The organism is Streptomyces krungchingensis (genome assembly GCF_054729265.1).
In genome coordinates, this window is sequence record NZ_JBPUKY010000001.1 from 547,783 (window position 1) to 563,823 (window position 16,041).

Annotated in this window: 18 protein-coding genes; 15 read left to right on the plus strand and 3 right to left on the minus strand. The window is 72.4% G+C overall.

The annotated features are described in order from the left end of the window. Nucleotides 1-15 precede the first annotated feature (15 nt). Entirely contained in the window at nucleotides 16-939 is a 924-nt protein-coding gene (locus ACSYGO_RS02525) for an SDR family oxidoreductase (protein WP_426680764.1), read from the minus strand. Nucleotides 940-1,025: 86 nt separating this feature from the next. On the opposite strand from ACSYGO_RS02525, the gene ACSYGO_RS02530 reads away from it, so the two are divergent. Both ACSYGO_RS02530 and ACSYGO_RS02535 read left to right on the plus strand, forming a co-directional pair. Further along, complete coding sequence (locus ACSYGO_RS02530; RefSeq protein ID WP_426680765.1) at nucleotides 1,026-1,622, plus strand: TetR/AcrR family transcriptional regulator; 597 nt, start codon at nucleotides 1,026-1,028, stop codon at nucleotides 1,620-1,622. 130 nt (nucleotides 1,623-1,752) lie between these two features. After that, nucleotides 1,753-2,211 (plus strand): VOC family protein, encoded by a 459-nt coding sequence (locus tag ACSYGO_RS02535; protein ID WP_460385637.1) that lies wholly within the window; start codon nucleotides 1,753-1,755, stop codon nucleotides 2,209-2,211. A gap of 55 nt (nucleotides 2,212-2,266) precedes the next feature. Here ACSYGO_RS02535 and ACSYGO_RS02540 read toward each other — a convergent pair whose 3' ends face one another. After that, nucleotides 2,267-3,217 (minus strand): DMT family transporter, encoded by a 951-nt coding sequence (locus ACSYGO_RS02540; RefSeq protein WP_460385638.1) that lies wholly within the window; start codon nucleotides 3,215-3,217, stop codon nucleotides 2,267-2,269. Nucleotides 3,218-3,256: 39 nt separating this feature from the next. On the opposite strand from ACSYGO_RS02540, the gene ACSYGO_RS02545 reads away from it, so the two are divergent. The 11 genes from ACSYGO_RS02545 (at nucleotide 3,257) to nadE (ending at nucleotide 11,890) form a co-directional block, all read left to right on the plus strand. After that, nucleotides 3,257-3,781 (plus strand): MarR family winged helix-turn-helix transcriptional regulator, encoded by a 525-nt coding sequence (locus tag ACSYGO_RS02545; protein WP_432189899.1) that lies wholly within the window; start codon nucleotides 3,257-3,259, stop codon nucleotides 3,779-3,781. Between the two features lie 259 nt (nucleotides 3,782-4,040). Then, on the plus strand, nucleotides 4,041-4,469 hold the full coding sequence (locus ACSYGO_RS02550) for a phage holin family protein (RefSeq protein ID WP_426680769.1): 429 nt from the start codon (nucleotides 4,041-4,043) through the stop codon (nucleotides 4,467-4,469). Then, complete coding sequence (locus ACSYGO_RS02555) at nucleotides 4,466-4,915, plus strand: DUF3618 domain-containing protein (RefSeq protein WP_460385640.1); 450 nt, start codon at nucleotides 4,466-4,468, stop codon at nucleotides 4,913-4,915. Before ACSYGO_RS02550 ends, ACSYGO_RS02555 begins: the two co-directional genes overlap by 4 nt. 235 nt (nucleotides 4,916-5,150) lie before the next feature. Further along, a complete protein-coding gene (locus tag ACSYGO_RS02560; protein ID WP_426680771.1) occupies nucleotides 5,151-5,342 on the plus strand; it encodes a CsbD family protein in 192 nt (63 codons plus the stop codon). A 337-nt stretch (nucleotides 5,343-5,679) separates the two neighbouring features. After that, entirely contained in the window at nucleotides 5,680-6,210 is a 531-nt protein-coding gene (locus ACSYGO_RS02565; RefSeq protein ID WP_432176655.1) for a PadR family transcriptional regulator, read from the plus strand. Between the two features lie 97 nt (nucleotides 6,211-6,307). Further along, nucleotides 6,308-7,483 carry a DUF2306 domain-containing protein gene (locus ACSYGO_RS02570; protein ID WP_460385641.1) on the plus strand — a complete coding sequence of 392 codons (1,176 nt, stop codon included), beginning with the start codon at nucleotides 6,308-6,310 and terminating at the stop codon, nucleotides 7,481-7,483. A gap of 120 nt (nucleotides 7,484-7,603) precedes the next feature. Then, complete coding sequence (locus ACSYGO_RS02575; protein ID WP_460385643.1) at nucleotides 7,604-8,548, plus strand: hypothetical protein; 945 nt, start codon at nucleotides 7,604-7,606, stop codon at nucleotides 8,546-8,548. A gap of 75 nt (nucleotides 8,549-8,623) precedes the next feature. Next, nucleotides 8,624-9,319, plus strand: coding sequence for a lipase family protein (locus ACSYGO_RS02580; RefSeq protein WP_432189903.1), 696 nt, complete (start codon nucleotides 8,624-8,626; stop codon nucleotides 9,317-9,319). A 75-nt stretch (nucleotides 9,320-9,394) separates the two neighbouring features. Next, on the plus strand, nucleotides 9,395-10,183 hold the full coding sequence (locus ACSYGO_RS02585) for a hypothetical protein (RefSeq protein WP_460385644.1): 789 nt from the start codon (nucleotides 9,395-9,397) through the stop codon (nucleotides 10,181-10,183). A 303-nt stretch (nucleotides 10,184-10,486) separates the two neighbouring features. Then, on the plus strand, nucleotides 10,487-10,813 hold the full coding sequence (locus ACSYGO_RS02590; protein WP_426680777.1) for a hypothetical protein: 327 nt from the start codon (nucleotides 10,487-10,489) through the stop codon (nucleotides 10,811-10,813). Between the two features lie 246 nt (nucleotides 10,814-11,059). Further along, nucleotides 11,060-11,890: an ammonia-dependent NAD(+) synthetase gene (nadE, locus tag ACSYGO_RS02595; RefSeq protein ID WP_460385645.1), complete on the plus strand. Its 831-nt coding sequence runs from the start codon at nucleotides 11,060-11,062 to the stop codon at nucleotides 11,888-11,890. A gap of 225 nt (nucleotides 11,891-12,115) precedes the next feature. On the opposite strand, the gene ACSYGO_RS02600 is transcribed toward nadE, so the two are convergent. Then, complete coding sequence (locus tag ACSYGO_RS02600) at nucleotides 12,116-13,204, minus strand: Lrp/AsnC family transcriptional regulator (RefSeq protein WP_432176649.1); 1,089 nt, start codon at nucleotides 13,202-13,204, stop codon at nucleotides 12,116-12,118. Nucleotides 13,205-13,260: 56 nt separating this feature from the next. Between ACSYGO_RS02600 and ACSYGO_RS02605 the strand changes: the two genes are divergently transcribed. Further along, nucleotides 13,261-14,499, plus strand: a complete 1,239-nt coding sequence (locus ACSYGO_RS02605) for a M20 metallopeptidase family protein (protein WP_460385646.1) — start codon at nucleotides 13,261-13,263, stop codon at nucleotides 14,497-14,499. Beyond that, nucleotides 14,496-15,941: an MFS transporter gene (locus ACSYGO_RS02610; protein ID WP_435228341.1), complete on the plus strand. Its 1,446-nt coding sequence runs from the start codon at nucleotides 14,496-14,498 to the stop codon at nucleotides 15,939-15,941. Before ACSYGO_RS02605 ends, ACSYGO_RS02610 begins: the two co-directional genes overlap by 4 nt. The last annotated feature ends 100 nt before the right edge of the window (nucleotides 15,942-16,041 follow it).

Consider the following 16,041-nt stretch of genomic DNA (forward strand, 5'->3'; position numbering starts at 1 on the left):
GCGCCGCGCGAACGGTCAGGCGACGGTGTCGGCGATGTGGAAGTAGTGGCCCTTGCCGAGGTCCTCCAGGAGGCCGGGCCGGGTCGGCTCCCAGCCGAGCTGCTCACGGGTCAGGGTGTTCGACGCCGGAGAGTCGAGGCCGAGGAACGCGCCCAGCCAGGTGAAGTGCTCGGCCGCCCGGTCCGGGGCCACGGAGACCATCGGCACGTCGAGGTGACGGCCGATCACTTCGGCGACGTCGCGGATCGCGACACCCTCCTCGGCGACGCCGTGCAGCACCGTTCCCGCGGGGGCCTGCTCGGCGGCCAGGCGGAACAGGCGTGCCGCGTCGAGGCGGTGGACGGCGGGCCAGCGGTTGGCGCCGTCACCGATGTAACCGGACACGCCCTTGGCCCGGGCGATGTCGACCAAGGTCGCCATGAAGCCCTGGTCCCCCTCGCCGTGGCAGGTGGGCGACAGCCGCACCACGGACGAGCGCACGCCACGCGAGGCGAGGTCGAGCACCTTCTGCGCCGTGGCCTGCCGCATCGACACCGGCGATCCGTCGATCACGGGCGTCGAACGCTCCGTCGCCACACGTCCGGGTGCCAGTCCGGCCACGCCGGAGGCGAGGACGAAGGGCCGGCCGGTGCCGGCGAGCGCCTCACCGAAGGCGTCGACGGCGCGTCGATCGGCCTGGGCCGCCCCTTGGAAGTCGCCGGTGAACGCGATGTCGTGCTTGAAGGCGAGATGGATCACCCCGTCCGACGCGACGGCAGCGTCCCGCAGCACGTCGAGATCGTCGACCGTGCCGCGGACCACCTCCGCCCCTGCCTCGGTGAGTGCCTCGGCGGAGGCGTCGGAGCGGGCGAGCCCGACGACCTGGTGGCCCGCATCGATGAGTTCGGGCACGACGGCCGATCCGATCCAGCCGGACGCGCCGGTCACGAAGAAGCGCATGGGAAGAACTCCAGACGAGTGATGTCAGTGACTGTCATCGACCCTAACATCTGATGTCAGGGACTGTCATCACGTAGGATCTGCCCATGGGTAGATGGGAGCCGAACGCGCGTGGACGCCTCGCGGAAGCGGCGTTGGAGCTCTACAGCGAGCGCGGATACGAGCAGACGACCGTGGCGGAGATCGCCAAACGGGCCGGACTCACCGAGCGGACCTTCTTCCGGCACTACGCCGACAAGCGGGAGGTGCTCTTCGCCGGATCCGGCGAGCTGCAGGAGCTTTTGGTGCGGGCGGTCGCCCAGGCTCCGGAGTCCGCGGCACCGATCGACGCGCTGGCGCTGGGACTTGACGCCGCCTCGCAGGCGTTCGTGGACCGGCACGAGCAGGCGAGGAAGCGGCACGCCGTGATCACGGCGAACGCCGAACTCCAGGAGCGTGAGCTGATCAAGCTCGCTTCGATGTCGGCCACCCTCGCCGACACCCTGCGAGGCCGCGGTGTCACGGAGCCGGCCGCGAGCCTGACGGCCGAAGCGGGGATGGCCGTCTTCAAGATCGCCTTCGAGTGCTGGATCTCGGCGGCCAAGGAAGGCGATCTGGCGCAGTTGATGCGGGAATCACTGGACGAGCTCAAGGCCGTCACCACGGCCGGCCGGAAGCCGTCCGTCTCACCGACGGCGGGCTAGCTTCCGCCTGTCCGGCGGATCTCCTCCTCCATCGTGCCCGCGGCCCGCCGACTCACGCTTGACCTCAACTCCGGTTCAGCTCCTACCTTCGGGGTCATCGGCAGCAGCCAGCCAGGAGGAGGCAGTTCCCATGTCCGTGAGCGCCGTTCCCGAGACCTACCGCAACGCCGTGATCTCCCACCTCATGATCGACGGCGCCGCCGCCGCGATCGACTTCTACACCCGGGCGTTCGGCGCCGAAGAGCTGTTCCGCCTCGACGGCCCGGACGGGCGCATCGTGCATGCCGAGGTCAGGATCCAGGGCTCCACCATCATGCTGGGCGACGCCGAGGGGCCGCTCTTCCGCGCGCCGACCGCCGTCGGCGGTACCACCGTGGGCCTGCACGTCTTCGTCGACGACGTCGACACACTCGCGCACCGGGCCGCCGCGGCCGGTGCGGAACTCGTACAACCGCCGGCCGACCAGTTCCACGGCGATCGCACGACGATCCTGAGGGACCCCTTCGGCCACGTCTGGGTCTTCCTCACACGCCTGGAGGACCTGACGCCGGACGAGGTGGCCCGCCGGGCCCGCGAACTCTTTCACTGAAAAGTGATCCGCCGGACGGGTCCCCGGACCGGCCGGCTCACGGTGAAGACCACCTTCACCGTGCGGAGACGTCTCCTCCAGAAGAGCAGTCGGCGGGCTCTCCCGCAAAGGATCCGCCGGCCGCGGGGCGGGGGACCGCACGTCGGGTGCCGCGCCGGCCCGCCCGCGTGGGCCGGCCCAGCACGACCCCGGCCAGGACCAGTACCAGCCCCCAGACCTGCTGGACCGCCAGGGTCTCCCCCGCGACCGCCGTGCCGAGCAGCACGCCCGTCACGGGATTGAGCAGTCCGATCAGCCCGACCGTGCCCGAGGGCAGGTGCCGCAGCCCGGTGAACCAGGCGACGAACGCCAGCGCGGTGGCGACCAGGGCCACATAGCCGAACGCGAGGAGCGCCGACGCGGACAGTTCGCGAGGGGGGCCCTCCACGGCGGCGGCGACCGGGATCAGGAACAGGCCTCCGGCGGTGAGCTGCCATGCGGTCGAAGCGAGTACGTCGGCATCGGCGGTCCACCGCTTGGTGAGGATGTGGCCGAAGGACGACACCAGCACGGCCGCGGCCGAGGCGAGGATCCCCGGCACGCCCACTCCGCCCGCCCCCGTCAGCAGCATCAGGCACACCCCGGGGAGCCCGACGGCGGCTCCGGCCAGATGGGCGGGCCGCGGCCGCTCGGCCACCAGGGGCCAGGCCATGAGCATCATCGTCAGCGGGGACACCGCCATGACGGTCGAGGCGACGCTCGCCGGAAGCAGCTGGGAGGCGGCGTAGACGAGGACGAAGAAGACGCTCACGTTGAGGACACCCAGTACGGCGGACCGCCACCACCAGGCGCCCCGTGGCCGTTGCCTGCGCACGGCCAGCAGGACGAGACCGGCGGGCAGCGCCCGCAGGGCGGCCCCCGACAGCGGGCGGTCCGCGGGGAGGAACTCGTGCGTGACGAAGTAGTTGGTCCCCCACGCCACCGGGGCGACCGCGGTCAGGGCCACCCAGCGCAGATTAGCTTCCATGGAAGATAATATAGCTTCCCGGGAAGCTATCCTGTCTCCATGGAAGACCGGCAACCCCTGGACCGCGTGGACCGCATCCAAGCCGACTGGCGCCGCGAGCGGCCCGACGTCGACATCTCCCCGCAGGGGGTGATCGGCCGACTCCACCGTCTCGCCGACCGCCTCACGGAAGAGCTCTGCCTCGTGTACGGCCGCTACGGCCTGACCGAGGGAGAGTTCGACGTCCTGTGCGCCCTGCGCCGCGCCGGCGAGCCCTACGAACGGGCGCCCGGCGAACTCGCCGCGCACACGATGGTCACCACCGGCGCCATGACGAAGCGGATCGACCGCCTGGAGCGGGCCGGACTCGTCACGCGCCGCCGTTCCGACGACGACCAGCGGGGCCGGATCGTCGCCCTCACCGAACCCGGACGTCATCTGATCGACCAGGCGTTCACCGACCACATGCGCAACGAACGCCGCCTACTGGACCAGCTCGCCCCGAACGAGGGCGAGGCCCTCGAAACGCTGCTCAGGACCTGGCTCGCTCGCATGGATCATCCGCACCCTCCCGTGGAGGAATGACCCGCCGCTCCGTCGGGACATGACCGGCGGAACCGACCTCGCGGACGACACTCGCCCACCCCGGTCCCGGGAGTCCCGCCCCACGGGCCCGGCCGGCCCGGCCCGCCACTGCCGTCACCGTGCTCATCTCCCCGCAGAGTTGGCGGAGTTGAAGGGACAGGTGGACGGCGTGTTTGTGGGTACTCGCGGGGTCACCGGACACCCGGCGCGCCGCGGCGCCTCGGGTCCGAAGGAAGTCACGTGACGGGAGGTGAGTGTCGTGTCGAGTACGCAGCCGCGCCACGGACCGGGGCAGCAGACGCCCGGTTCGGAACCGGTGGGCGAGCTGGTGCAGCGCGCCACACAGCAGCTGACGGAACTCGTGCGAACCGAACTCCGCCTGACACAGGCGGAGATGAAGGAGAAGGGCAAGCGGTACGGCAAGGGTGGCGGTCTCTTCGGCGGCGCCGGTGTCGTCGGCATCCTGATGCTTCAGGCGCTGGCGGCCACCGTGATCGCCGCACTGGCGCTCGTACTGCCGGTGTGGGCCGCCGCCCTCGCGGTGACCGCCGTGCTCGGCGTGATCGCCGCGGTCATGGCGATGTCCGGGAAGAGGCAGGTCACTTCGGCCGCACCGCCGGCGCCGACGCAGTCGATCGAGAACGTGAAGGCGGACATCGCCGAGATCAAGGAGAGTGCGCACCGATGACCGAGCAGTCCCACGACAAGAAGACGGCCGAAACCCCGGCGGAGCTGCGCGAACAGGTCGAGCAGACCCGCCACGACCTCGGGGAGACCGTAGAGGCACTCGCGGCGAAGGCGGACGTCAAGGCCCGCACCCAGGACAAGGTCGCCGAGGTCAAGGACCAGGCCGCCGCCAAGGCGGGTGCCCTGAAGGCCAAAGCGACCGAGGCCGCGTCCCGGGTCCAGGACAAGCTGCCCGACCCCGTCAAGGACAAGGCCGCCCAGGCCACCGAGCAGGCGCACACGAAGGCGGTCCAGGCCGGCCGGCTGTGGGAGGAGAAGGCGCCCGAACCGTTGCAGGCCAGGACGGCCCAGGGCGCGCAGATCGCCCGCGACAACCGCGGTCTGCTGTTCGCCGGCGTCGGCGCCGCCGTCGCGGCGTGGCTCCTGTACCGCCGCCGTCAGGGGTGAGCGTACGGAGGTGGCGAAGAGGGCCGGCCCGGAGCGCGGCCATCGCGGTCCAAGGCCTGCGGATTCCAACGCCGGTGCCAGTGCGCGGAGTTCGAACGCCGAGTCGTCCTGCCGCTCGATGTGGCCTTGGCGGTCCGCGGGGTCTTGGCTACTCAACGTGACGCTTCAACGCGCGATCGCGCAGGACCCCACTTACGTTGGGCGGGCAAGCCACACCACCTCTGAAGGAGGAGCCATGGCCGGTAAGGGCCGTCAGGACAAGATAAAGGGCAAGGCCAAGGAGATGACCGGCAAGGTCACCGGCGACCGCGAGATGCAGGCCGAGGGTGAGCTGGACCAGGCGCGCGGCGAGGCCAAGAAGACCAAGGCCAAGGCCGGCGAGCGGATCCAGGAGACCGGGCGCGCGATCAAGCGCGACCACACCTGAGCGTGCGCGGAGAGGGGGTCTGCCCGTCCAGGGCGGGCCCCCTCGCCTGTCCGGGCGCTCGACCGCCACGGACCACCTCGACGCGACGCCACGGACCGCCCCGGCTCGACGCCACGGACCGCCCCGAAAAGAACGCCGGGCCGCCCGGGCCCCGCTCGCACAGCCCCTCCCCCCACCGCACAGCCCCTCCCCGGCCCGGACGGCTGCGGCGACGCGCGCCGGGTGTGCCCCGGGCGAAGCCGCCATCGGGCCTCTCGCCCCGGCCGACGCCCCGCGCCCCGCGCCCCGCGCCCCGCGCCCCGCGCCCCGCGCCCCGCGGGGAGGATACGGTCGCCCCATGGCTGACGCTCGGTTGACCACCTCCTCGTACCTCGTCCTCGGCATCATCGACAAACTGGGCGAGGCCAGCGCCTACGACGTGAAGGGGGAGGCGGCCCGCACCGTCGCCCCGTTCTGGTCCGTGCCGCACGCGCAGGTCTACGCGCAGTGCGAACGGCTCCTGGAAGCGGGACTGTTGGCGCAGGTGCGACAGGAGGCCGGACGCAACCGGCGCGTGCTGGCGCTGACCGAGGACGGGCGTACGGCCCTGCGGACCTGGCTTGACGATCCCGCGTTCGTGCCGGTCGAGGCCCGCGAACGCGGCATCCTCAAGCTCTGGTTCGGCGGTCGCCCCGACGTGCTCGCGCCGGCTCAGGTCTCCGAGCACGAGAAGACGCTGAGCGAGTACGAGGAACTCGCGGGAGACGTAGGCGAGTTGCTGACGCCGGGTCAGCGCGAGGCGTTGGAGTTCGGCATCCGCTACGAACGGATGATGGTCGACTTCTGGCACTGGGTGCGCGACAGGGACGAACGTACGACGGACCGTTGACCTCGGCCCCGGCCGCCTCTACCGTCGGTAACCCGCGATAGTCCAGAAGAGACTATCGCGATGCCGTGGAACCGAGGCCCGTGAGCAGGGAGTCGCCGTGCGTCCTCCAACGACCACCACTTGGCGCCGTGTCGCCGCGGTCACCGTGTCGGTCCTGTGCGTGGCCTACGCGCCGATCGCGATGACCGAGCTGTGGCCGTACGCGCGACCCGGCGCCCCGGCGTTCGGCGAATGGCTGCTGGGCCACACGGTCTCGCCCCGCTACGTCGCCGACGCGCTGGCCACCCGTATCGCCCCCTACCGGCACAGCCTCGTACCGATGATCGTCCACTCGGTGCTGGGTGGTCTGCTCATGCTGCTCGGGCCCGCGCAGCTGCTCACGGCCGCACGCCGTCGACGTCGGCCGCACCGTGTCCTCGGAGTCGTCTTCGCGGTCACGGTGTACGCGTCGATGGCCGGCGCCGCGGTGTACCTGGCCCGCACAGCGCCCGAGGACGCCTTCAGCGGCCCGGCCTTCTGGATCGTCCTCGCCACCATCCTCGTGGGCACGGTGCTGAGCGTGACCTTCGGCATCCTCGCGGCCGTCGCCGGCTTCCCCGACCTGCACCAGCGGTGGATGCTGGTCTGTTACGGCTTCCTGCTGACCGCTCCGCTGCTGCGCCTGGAGTGGGGTGCCCTGCCGTGGGTGATGCCCGGCCTGCCGATGACGGAGATCAACCGCGTGGCCATCATGCACCTGGGCTCGGTGGTCGTGTTCGGCGCGCTGCTCGCCTCCCGGGCGCGGGACCGGCGGCGCACGGTCGCCGGAATGCACGGGTCGTGGGCGCCGCTGCCGGTGACCGTCGCGGCACACCTCGCCGGGGCGGCCGCGCTGGTGTGGATCGTGCGCTCCTTCCTCGACTTCGGCGTTGCCGGGCAGCGCCTGCTGGCCGGCTTCCTGCTGCCCGGCGCGGTGGCCTACGGGGTCATGGCCGTCGGCGCGCGCCGAGCCGGGCGGGACGGACGCCTCTGGGCGCGGGAGGAATGGCGGATCCACCTGACGGCGCTCTGCCTGGCGCCGGTGCTCTCGGTGGGCTCCGTGGTGCTGTTCGAACGCAGCCTCGGGCTGGACCGGTTGACGGCGCTGACCGCCGCCGTGGCCATCGGCTGCGGCATGCTCGCCTTCACCGCGACCCTCGTGACGAGCCTGCGCGTGGTCCACGCCCGCGAGGTGCTCAAGCGTGCCGTCCCGGCCGCCGCGCCCACGACCCGTGTGTCGGCGCCGGCCGCCTAGGGCGTCGGCGATCGTCGCGTCGTCCCCAGCGCCGTCGGGGCCCCGCCCCGACACCGCGCCGCCCCTGTCAGTTCACGCCCCGGCCGTCGTCCGGCCGACCCCTCTGGAGGCCGAACCGCCATGCCGAACCCGACCGACCCGTCCGAACCCGTCGGCAGCACACCGCCCGTGCCCGCGCCCGAAGCCGGTGCCGCGCAGGGACGTCCGCTGACGGCCGGCCTGGCGATGCTCGCGATCGCCGTGGCCGTGATCAACCTCCTGGTGGGTGGGCTCCTGACGGCCGTCGCGCTCACCGGTCACGTCCTCGGCGCCTGGCCCTCCCCCAGGTCGCTGAGTCCGGGACTGATCGGCGCGGGCATGCTGGGGACCGCGCCGGCCCTGTTCTCCGTGGGCCGCGCCCGCTCCTGGCAGCAGACCCGGACCCTGGTACTGCCCACCGCCGTGGTGCTCGTCGGGCTGTTCGCCGTGACCCTCCTGAACGCCGGCCGGCTGTACGTCGCCGAGGGCGGCCCGATCGTCCCGGTCCTGTTCAGCGTCGGCTGGATCCTCGTCCTCGGTCTGCTGTGCGTGTGGGCGGTCATCGCCCTGGCCTGGCAGTTCCTCACGCCGGCCGGCCCGCCCGCACCACGCAGGCTTCCGCTCCCGGCCTGGTCGAAACCGGCGCTCGCCGTGCTGGGGTCCTCCTGGCTGGGCATCGGTACGGGACTGCTGATCCGCCCCGCCTTCTGGTCGGACTTCGTCCCCTGGCGCACCGGAAGGCTCGACGCGCAGGCGCTCGGGGTCTGGGCCCTCTCGCTCGGCGCGGGGGTGCTGGGCGCTCTCGCCGAGGACGACGTCGAGCGCACCCGCCCGGCGCTCCTCGCCCTGACCGGCACCGCGGCCACGATGACGCTGGTCCTGGCCGTCCGTACGCCCGACGTGAACTGGTCGTCGGGGCCCGGCCTGAGCCTGATCGCCATGGTCGCCGGGCTGCTGACGGCCGGTGCGAGCGGTCGCCTGCTGCTCGGCGGTGAGGACCGGCGGACGCCCCTCACCGGACCGACGGCACCGGGCGGCACGGCTTGAGGGGGTGCCGCCCGACTGCTCTGCTCTCAGCCGAGCGGGTCGCGCGTCCGGTGGCAGGGGCGCGAGCATCGTCCCATGCAGCCGATCTTCGTTCTCGTGCACAGTCCGTCCGTGGGTCCCTCGACCTGGCAGCCCGTGGCCGACCGGCTGAGGGCGGCAGGACATCAGGTGCGTGTGCCGTCCCTGCTGGACGTGGGCGCCGGAGCCCCGCCGTTCTGGCCGCGGGTCGTGGAGGCCGTACGTGACGATCTGCGCCAGGTGCCGGTGGACAGCCCCGTCACGCTGGTGGCGCACAGCAACGCGGGCCTGTTCCTCCCGGTGATGCGCTCGGGGCTCGACCATCCGGTGACCGGCTCGGTCTTCGTCGACGCCGCGCTGCCGGCCCTGACCGGTCCCACGCCCGTCGCCCCGCCCGAACTGCTGGAGTTCCTCCGTCCATTGGCTGTGAACGGCAGGCTTCCGCGCTGGACCGACTGGTGGGACGAGGCGGACGTCGCCCCCATGTTCACCGATCCGACCGTCCGGCAGACCGTCGTCGAGGAGCAGCCGACCCTGCCGCTGTCCTACTACGAGCAGCGCATCCCGGTCCCCGGCGGCTGGGACGATCACCCCTGCTCCTACTTGCTGTTCGGTCCTCCGTACGACGACGTCGCCGCCGACGCGCGGGAACGCGGCTGGCGTGTGGCACACCTGCCGGGCGCACATCTGCACCAGATCGTCGATCCCGCCGGCACGGCCCGGCAGCTGGTCGAGCTCCGCGGAACGGCTTGATCCGCCAGGGGGACCGACTGTCACAGCGGGCCTATACGCTGCGCACGATCTGGAACCAGCTGATCGGAAGGCACGATGACCCACGCCCCCCGTCCGACGCCCGAGGCGATACTCGCCGTGCTGCCCGAACTCGCTCCCCACGCGCGCGACGCGGTCCTGTTCCATCCCACGCGCGCCGAGCCCGACTCCGAGGTCAGTTCTCTCGGCGGACCGCTGCTGTGGCCCAGTGACGAACCGTGGCCCGCATGCTCGTTGCCCGACGTGATCAGCCCTGACGGCGAGCCTGCCACGGCCATGGTGCCGGTCGCGCAGATCTTCCGTCGCGACGCACCGGGGCCCTGGTGGCCCGCCGACATGGACCTCTTGCAGATCCTGTGGTGTCCCAATGAGCACTGGGACCCTCCGGCCCAGCAGGCCGATGTGAGCCCTGTGGTCGAGATGCGTTGGCGTCGGGCCGCCGACGTGACCGACCGGTTGACGACTCCGCCGCCGCCCTCACGGCATGAGGAGGACGGCTACCTGCCACAGGCATGCACCATCGCCGCCGAGCACGTGACCGACTTCCCGTTCCGCGAGGAACTGCCGGAAGAACTCCGTCCGCGGCTCCAGGAGTTGGTCCGCGAGACCGGCGACGGCAGTGACGTCATCACCCGCCTCGCCGGCTGGAAACTCGGCGGCTGGCCCACCTGGCACCTTACGTACCCTCAAGTCTTCACCTGCGATGACTGCGGCACGGCCATGACACTCCTGTTCACCGTGGCCAGCGACGCCGAGACGGAGGTGGTCGTCGGCCGATCGGGAGACTTGCGCGTCTTCACCTGCCCCGCCGACCACCGGCACGCGTTCCAGGTGGACCTGCACTGACCTGCGGACACAGGTCGAGAGCAGGACAGGAGCCGCCGGCCGGGACGGCGGCACTCGCCGCCCCCGAGGCCGGGTGGGTGAATGATCAGTACGAGGTACCGGACGAGGGATGACGACCAGTGGTGCGGCCCACGACGTCCACGGCAGTCGTACGCGGAGTCGAACCGACGCGGGATGGTGGTGTGACGGGCCGATGAGCCGCCAAAGGCGCCGTTCGCATGAAGCGTGGCGAATGCCGCAACCGGCACCGGGGCGCCGGACCTCCTGGCATGCAGAACCGATACCGCTGCAAGGGAGATTCCCGTGACCACCCCCGCTTTCGCGTCCGGTGCGGCGCAGTCCTCCTTCGACCCCTACGCCTGCGACGAGCCCGGCTTCTCGTGGTGGGACCGGGCCGCACAGCCCGATGAGGAGGAGCAGGGCGACCACTTGTTGCCGCCGCCCAACCCCTCCGAACGGCTCGACATCACCATCGACCCACGTGACCGCAGGCGTCTGGACCTGCACGCGGCCCTTACGGCCGCCGGAATCCCGCCCCTGCCCGAGGACAGGGAGGCCATCGACCGGCTCAGTGCCCTGCCCGCCGACATCAACATCGCGGTGCGCCGCTGGATCGAGCACGCCGCCTGACCCCGCTCCGGGCAGGACTGTCGGACGGCGGCCGGCGCGTGTTTTCCCGGCCGCCGTCCGCCCGGCGGGGCGCAGGACGGCTCGGCGCCCCTGCCCGTCCCCCTCGTCACCCGGGGCATGCCGCCGAGGGCGCGCGACTGTCGGGCTTCGCCCGGTTCCACACGGTCCGACGTGGGCGGATCCCCGTGCGGGTCCCCGGATAGGGTGGGCGCGACAGAACTTCGCGCACCGGATCAAGGAGCAGACGTGAGCGAGTCGGCGTCCATCGCCCTGCAGCAGGAGATCGCCCGGGAACTCGAGGTCTCCGAGACCTTCGATGCCGAGCGGGAGATCGAACGCCGCGTGGCCTTCCTCGCCGAGCGGCTCACCTCCACCGGTCTGCGCTCCCTCGTGCTCGGCATCAGCGGAGGCGTCGACTCCACCACCACCGGCCGGCTGTGCCAGCTCGCGGTGGAGCGGGCGCGGGCCGCGGGGCACGAGGCCCGGTTCTACGCCATGCGGCTGCCCTACGGCGTCCAGGCCGACGAGCACGACGCCCAGCTCGCGCTCTCCTTCATCCAGGCCGACCACGTGCTGACCGTGGACATCAAGCCCGCGAGCGACGCCGCGCTAGAGGCCGCGCTGGCGGCGGGCGTCGGCTTCCGCGACACCCACCACCAGGACTTCGTGCACGGCAACGTCAAGGCGCGGCAGCGGATGATCGCCCAGTACGCGGTGGCCGGCGCGCACAACGGACTGGTCGTCGGTACCGACCACGCCGCCGAGGCCGTGTCGGGCTTCTTCACCAAGTTCGGCGACGGAGCCGCCGACCTGGTCCCGCTGACCGGCCTGACCAAGCGCCGGGTCCGCGCCGTCGCCGACGCGCTGGGCGCGCCCGCCGAGCTGGTGTGGAAGACGCCGACGGCCGACCTGGAGACCCTCGACCCGGGCAAGGCCGACGAGGACGCGCTCGGCGTCACCTACGACGTCATCGACGACTTCCTGGAGGGGAAGCCGGTGGACGAGAGGGACTTCGACACGATCGTCCGCCGCTACCGCCTCACCGACCACAAGCGCCGGCTGCCGATCGCGCCCTGACGCCTGCCGGATCGTCCCAGGGATCCTGACACCTGCCGGATCGTCCCAGGGATCCTGACGGGGGCTGGGTCGTCCCAGAGCCAGGGACTCTCCTGGCCCAGCCATGGCAGAGCGCGGCGTCCGGGACACGTTTGCACGAGCCGGCCGAGGGGCCGGGTCGGGTCGCATCGACAGCGAATGGGCCACCCGAGCCGCGGGCGCGGGAGCGTCCTCGCGCGCTGCCCGTCACCCGCCCCGAACAGGCAACCCCGCGAGCAACGCGGACTCCGTCGTCGCCACCGTGGTCTGGTCCCAGGGGCCGAGCGGTACGGAGCCCAGGCGGCGGCCCGAGGGGTCGAGCACGTGTCCGGCGAGTTTCACCGGCCACAGGGTCACCGCGCGGTCGGCGACCGTGAGTTCGGGGAATCCTGCCACCAGGCGGGACTCGAAGGCGTGGATGTCGTCGAGCGAGCGCAGCCACGCGGCGAAGAGCAGGTTGTGCGGCCCGGAGAGCGAGGCGCACAGGCGGATCTCCCGCATCGCCGACACGTGGGCCGTGATCCGTGCCGTCTCACCCGGTGGCGCCGCGCACCACAGGCTCACACTGACCGGCCATCCGGACAGGCCACGTGCCACCTCGCACCGGAACACCAGCGCGCGGGACGCCTCCAGGCGGCGCAGTCGCCGGCGGACCGTGGTCGCGCTGAGGCCCGTGCGGCGGGACAGTTCGGCCACGCCTTGCCGCGCGTCGTCGGCCAGGGCCTGCACCAGTACCTGGTCCTCGCGTCGCACCGCCGAACGGCCGGGCTCGGGTCCGGCCGCGACGCGTACCGTGCTCCGCCGGGCGGCCCCGGCCGGCTTGTCCAGGCGCCAGCGGCTGCCCTCGGTGTGCAGTGCGGTGGCGATCTGCGTACGGCTGGCGGCGACGCCGGGCAGCGCGCCGATGCGCATCCCGGTGTACCGGGCGACCTCGGCCAGGCTGCCGAAGACGCAGGTCAGCATCAGGTCGCGGCCGCCGGTCACATGCTCGACGGTGAACACGTGCGGGTCCCGGGCGAGTTCGGCGGCCACCTCGTACAGCCGCCCGGGAACGCAGTCCACCTCGACGAACGCGACGATGAGCGGCATGCCCTCGATGCTGACCGGATAGCAGCTGAACCATGCGTGGCCCGCCGCCGACAGCCGGGCCCACCGGCGTGCCGCCGTGGAGGGATCCACGCCGAGGGCCGCCCCGATCTGCTGCCAGTCGGCGCGTGGACTGCCCTGCAGCACCGTGACCAGTCGCAAGTCCAGCTCGTCCAGTGTGGCGTTTTCCGGCATACGATCGTCGAACATCGGCGGATCCAGGCATCGCGGCGGCAGGAATGCTTCTCGGCCGCAGGATACCGGCCATGTTCCAGCTCAGTGATGCCACCGCCCTCGCCGACGGCCTGCGGGACCTGCGCCGCACCCTGCACCGCGACCCCGAACTCGGCCTGCATCTGCCGCAGACGCAGCAGACCGTGCTCGCCGCGCTCGGCGGACTCCCCCTGGAGATCAGCACCGGTACGGCGCTCAGCTCCGTGACCGCCGTCCTGCGCGGTGGGCGGCCCGGACCCGCCGTCCTGCTGCGCGCCGACATGGACGCGCTGCCGGTGCAGGAGACCACCGGACTGCCCTACGCCTCCCGCCGCACCGGTGTCATGCACGCCTGCGGTCACGATCTGCACACCAGCGCCCTGGTCGGTGCGGCGCGACTGCTCGCGGCCCGGCGGGAGGAACTCGCCGGAGACGTGGTCTTCATGTTCCAGCCGGGAGAGGAGGGGCACGGCGGCGCCCGTCTCATGATCGACGAGGGTGTTCTCGACGCGGCCGGTGAACGGGTCGTCGCCGCCTACGGGCTGCACGTCCTCGCCAACACCCTGCCCGTCGGCGTCGTCGCCACCCGGCCGGGCACCGTGCTTGCTGCGTCCGACGGCTTCGACGTGACCGTCACCGGCCGCGGCGGCCACGGCTCCTCCCCGCACACCGCTCAGGACCCGATCACCGTCGTCTGCGAGATGGTCACCGCGCTGCAGACCATGGTGACCCGCACCGTCGACGTCTTCGACCCCGCCGTCCTCACCGTCGGATTCCTGCACGCCGGTGAGGCGCGCAACGTGATCCCCGAGACCGCGACGTTCCGGGCGACCGTGCGCACCGTGTCCGAACCCACGCGGACCCTCGTGCGTGGCGCCGTCGCGCGCACGGTCCGTGGCATCGCCGACGCGCACGGCGTCACGGCCGAGATCGACTACCAGGACGGCTACCCGGTGACGGTCAACGACGGCGCGGAGACGTCGTTCGCCACGGCCGTGGCCGGAGAACTCCTCGGTCCGGAACGGGTGTTGGTCGCGCCACGACCCATCTCCGGGTCGGAGGACTTCTCCTTCGTCCTTCAGGAGGTGCCCGGCGTGTTCCTGGGCATCGGCGCGTGTCCCGCCGGGCGCGACCCCGGTACGGCGCCGATGAACCACTCTCCCAGCGCCGCGTTCGACGACGGCGTCCTGCCCGCCGCCGCGGTGCTCCTCGCCGGCCTCGCCGCCCGACGCCTGGAGCAGGCGGCGGCAGCCGGGGACCTGCCGGCCGCGGCCGGGGCGGTGACGCCGTGACCGGAACCGCCGCGCCGGGCGTCGCCCCGGTCCGCCGCGACGCCTCCGTCACAGCGGTGGTGGGGCTGCTCGTCCTGTTCGAGATGATGAGCGGCTTCACGCAGATGGGCATCACACCCCTGCTGCCCGACCTCGCCGACGCCTACGGTCTCGGCGACTCCGCGGCGAACTGGGTGGGATCGGTGCAGCTGCTCGCCGCGACCGTGTGCGTACCGCTGTTCGGCAGGCTCGGAGACCTGTACGGCCACCGCCGCATGCTGCGTGTCGCCCTGATGTGTGTGGCGGCCGGGTCGCTCCTGGTCGCGGTGGCGCCCACACCCGCGCTGCTGTGGGGCGGACGGGCGCTTCAGGGACCCCTCGCGGCCCTGCTGCCGCTGGAGATCGCCCTGGTGCGCAGCCGCCTGTCGGTCCCCGACGCACGTCGCGCGATCGCCCGGCTGGTCGGGGCCCTCACGGTGGGCGGCCTGCTCGGCGCGGCCTCGATGGGCGCGGCGGCCGGGGCGCTCGGCGGGGTCCGGGCCGCGCTGCTCGTACCGGCGCTGCTCGCCGCGGTGTGCGTGCCGTTGTCCTTCGTGGCGGTCCCCGAGTCGGAGGCGCGCGGGGCCGGTGCCATGGACTGGTCGGGTTTCGCCCTGCTCGCCCTCGGCGCCACGGCGTTGCTGCTGGGCGTCTCAGCTCTCGAACACGACGGGGGCGTCGGCCCACGGGTGCTGCTGGGTGCGGTGTCGGGCGTGCTGTTGCTCGTGTGGTGGGTGCGGGCCGAGCTGCGCAGCCGCGATCCCCTGGTCGACGTACGGGCACTGACCGGCCGCCGGACCGGTCCGTTCTATGCCGCGGCCTGCTGCTTCGGTGTGGTGTTCTTCGCCGCCCAGGCGCCGGACACCACGTTCCTGGCCGCCGATCCGGACTCGGCCGGTTACGGGTTCGCGCTCTCCTCCGCGCGCATCTCCCTGGTGCTGCTGCCGGGGATCGTGGCGGCCGTCGTGGGCTCGGCGCTCACCGTGCCGCTCGCCCGGCGGATCGGCTACCGGCGTGTGCTGGCCTGGTCTTTCGCTCTCGTCGCGGCCGGTTTCGCGGTTCTCGCGGTACGGCACGTGTCCCTGGGGGAGATCGTGGCGACCAAGGTCGTGGCGGGGCTCGGGCTGGGCATCGCCCTGAGCGCCATGCCCACGGTGGTCGTCGAGGCGGCGGACCGGGACCGCGGTGGTGTGGCGACCGCGCTGTACAACAACGTGAAGTCGTTCGGCGGTTCGGTGGCGGGAGGTGTCATGGCCGCGATCCTGGCCGCGTCGGCCCACCGGCCCGGGGCTGCGCGGGAGACACCCGCCGAGGGCGCGTACGTCCTCGTCTGGCTGCTGTGCGCGGTGTGCGCCCTCGCCGGAGCCGGCACGACGCTGCTCGCGCGTCGCTCCGAGGACCCGGACGGCGTCGCGGCCGCATGAGGTGACGGGGAAAGCCCCCAGGGCGACGTGGTCCCGCCCCTACGGCCTCCGGCCCCGGCACGTGTCGTACCGAGGCCGGAGGCCGGCAGGGAGGTCCAGG

Bases quoted from the DNA above. Each gene is read 5' to 3' on its own strand.
- ACSYGO_RS02575 (WP_460385643.1), top strand. From the start codon at position 7,604: ATGCCGAACCCGACCGACCCGTCCGAACCCGTCGGCAGCACACCGCCC.
- ACSYGO_RS02585 (WP_460385644.1), top strand. From the start codon at position 9,395: ATGACCCACGCCCCCCGTCCGACGCCCGAGGCGATACTCGCCGTGCTG.
- ACSYGO_RS02560 (WP_426680771.1), top strand. From the start codon at position 5,151: ATGGCCGGTAAGGGCCGTCAGGACAAGATAAAGGGCAAGGCCAAGGAG.
- ACSYGO_RS02600 (WP_432176649.1), bottom strand. From the start codon at position 13,204: ATGTTCGACGATCGTATGCCGGAAAACGCCACACTGGACGAGCTGGAC.
- ACSYGO_RS02540 (WP_460385638.1), bottom strand. From the start codon at position 3,217: ATGGAAGCTAATCTGCGCTGGGTGGCCCTGACCGCGGTCGCCCCGGTG.
- ACSYGO_RS02535 (WP_460385637.1), top strand. From the start codon at position 1,753: ATGTCCGTGAGCGCCGTTCCCGAGACCTACCGCAACGCCGTGATCTCC.
- ACSYGO_RS02605 (WP_460385646.1), top strand. From the start codon at position 13,261: ATGTTCCAGCTCAGTGATGCCACCGCCCTCGCCGACGGCCTGCGGGAC.
- ACSYGO_RS02530 (WP_426680765.1), top strand. From the start codon at position 1,026: ATGGGTAGATGGGAGCCGAACGCGCGTGGACGCCTCGCGGAAGCGGCG.
- ACSYGO_RS02580 (WP_432189903.1), top strand. From the start codon at position 8,624: ATGCAGCCGATCTTCGTTCTCGTGCACAGTCCGTCCGTGGGTCCCTCG.
- ACSYGO_RS02565 (WP_432176655.1), top strand. From the start codon at position 5,680: ATGGCTGACGCTCGGTTGACCACCTCCTCGTACCTCGTCCTCGGCATC.
- ACSYGO_RS02545 (WP_432189899.1), top strand. From the start codon at position 3,257: ATGGAAGACCGGCAACCCCTGGACCGCGTGGACCGCATCCAAGCCGAC.
- ACSYGO_RS02525 (WP_426680764.1), bottom strand. From the start codon at position 939: ATGCGCTTCTTCGTGACCGGCGCGTCCGGCTGGATCGGATCGGCCGTC.
- ACSYGO_RS02555 (WP_460385640.1), top strand. From the start codon at position 4,466: ATGACCGAGCAGTCCCACGACAAGAAGACGGCCGAAACCCCGGCGGAG.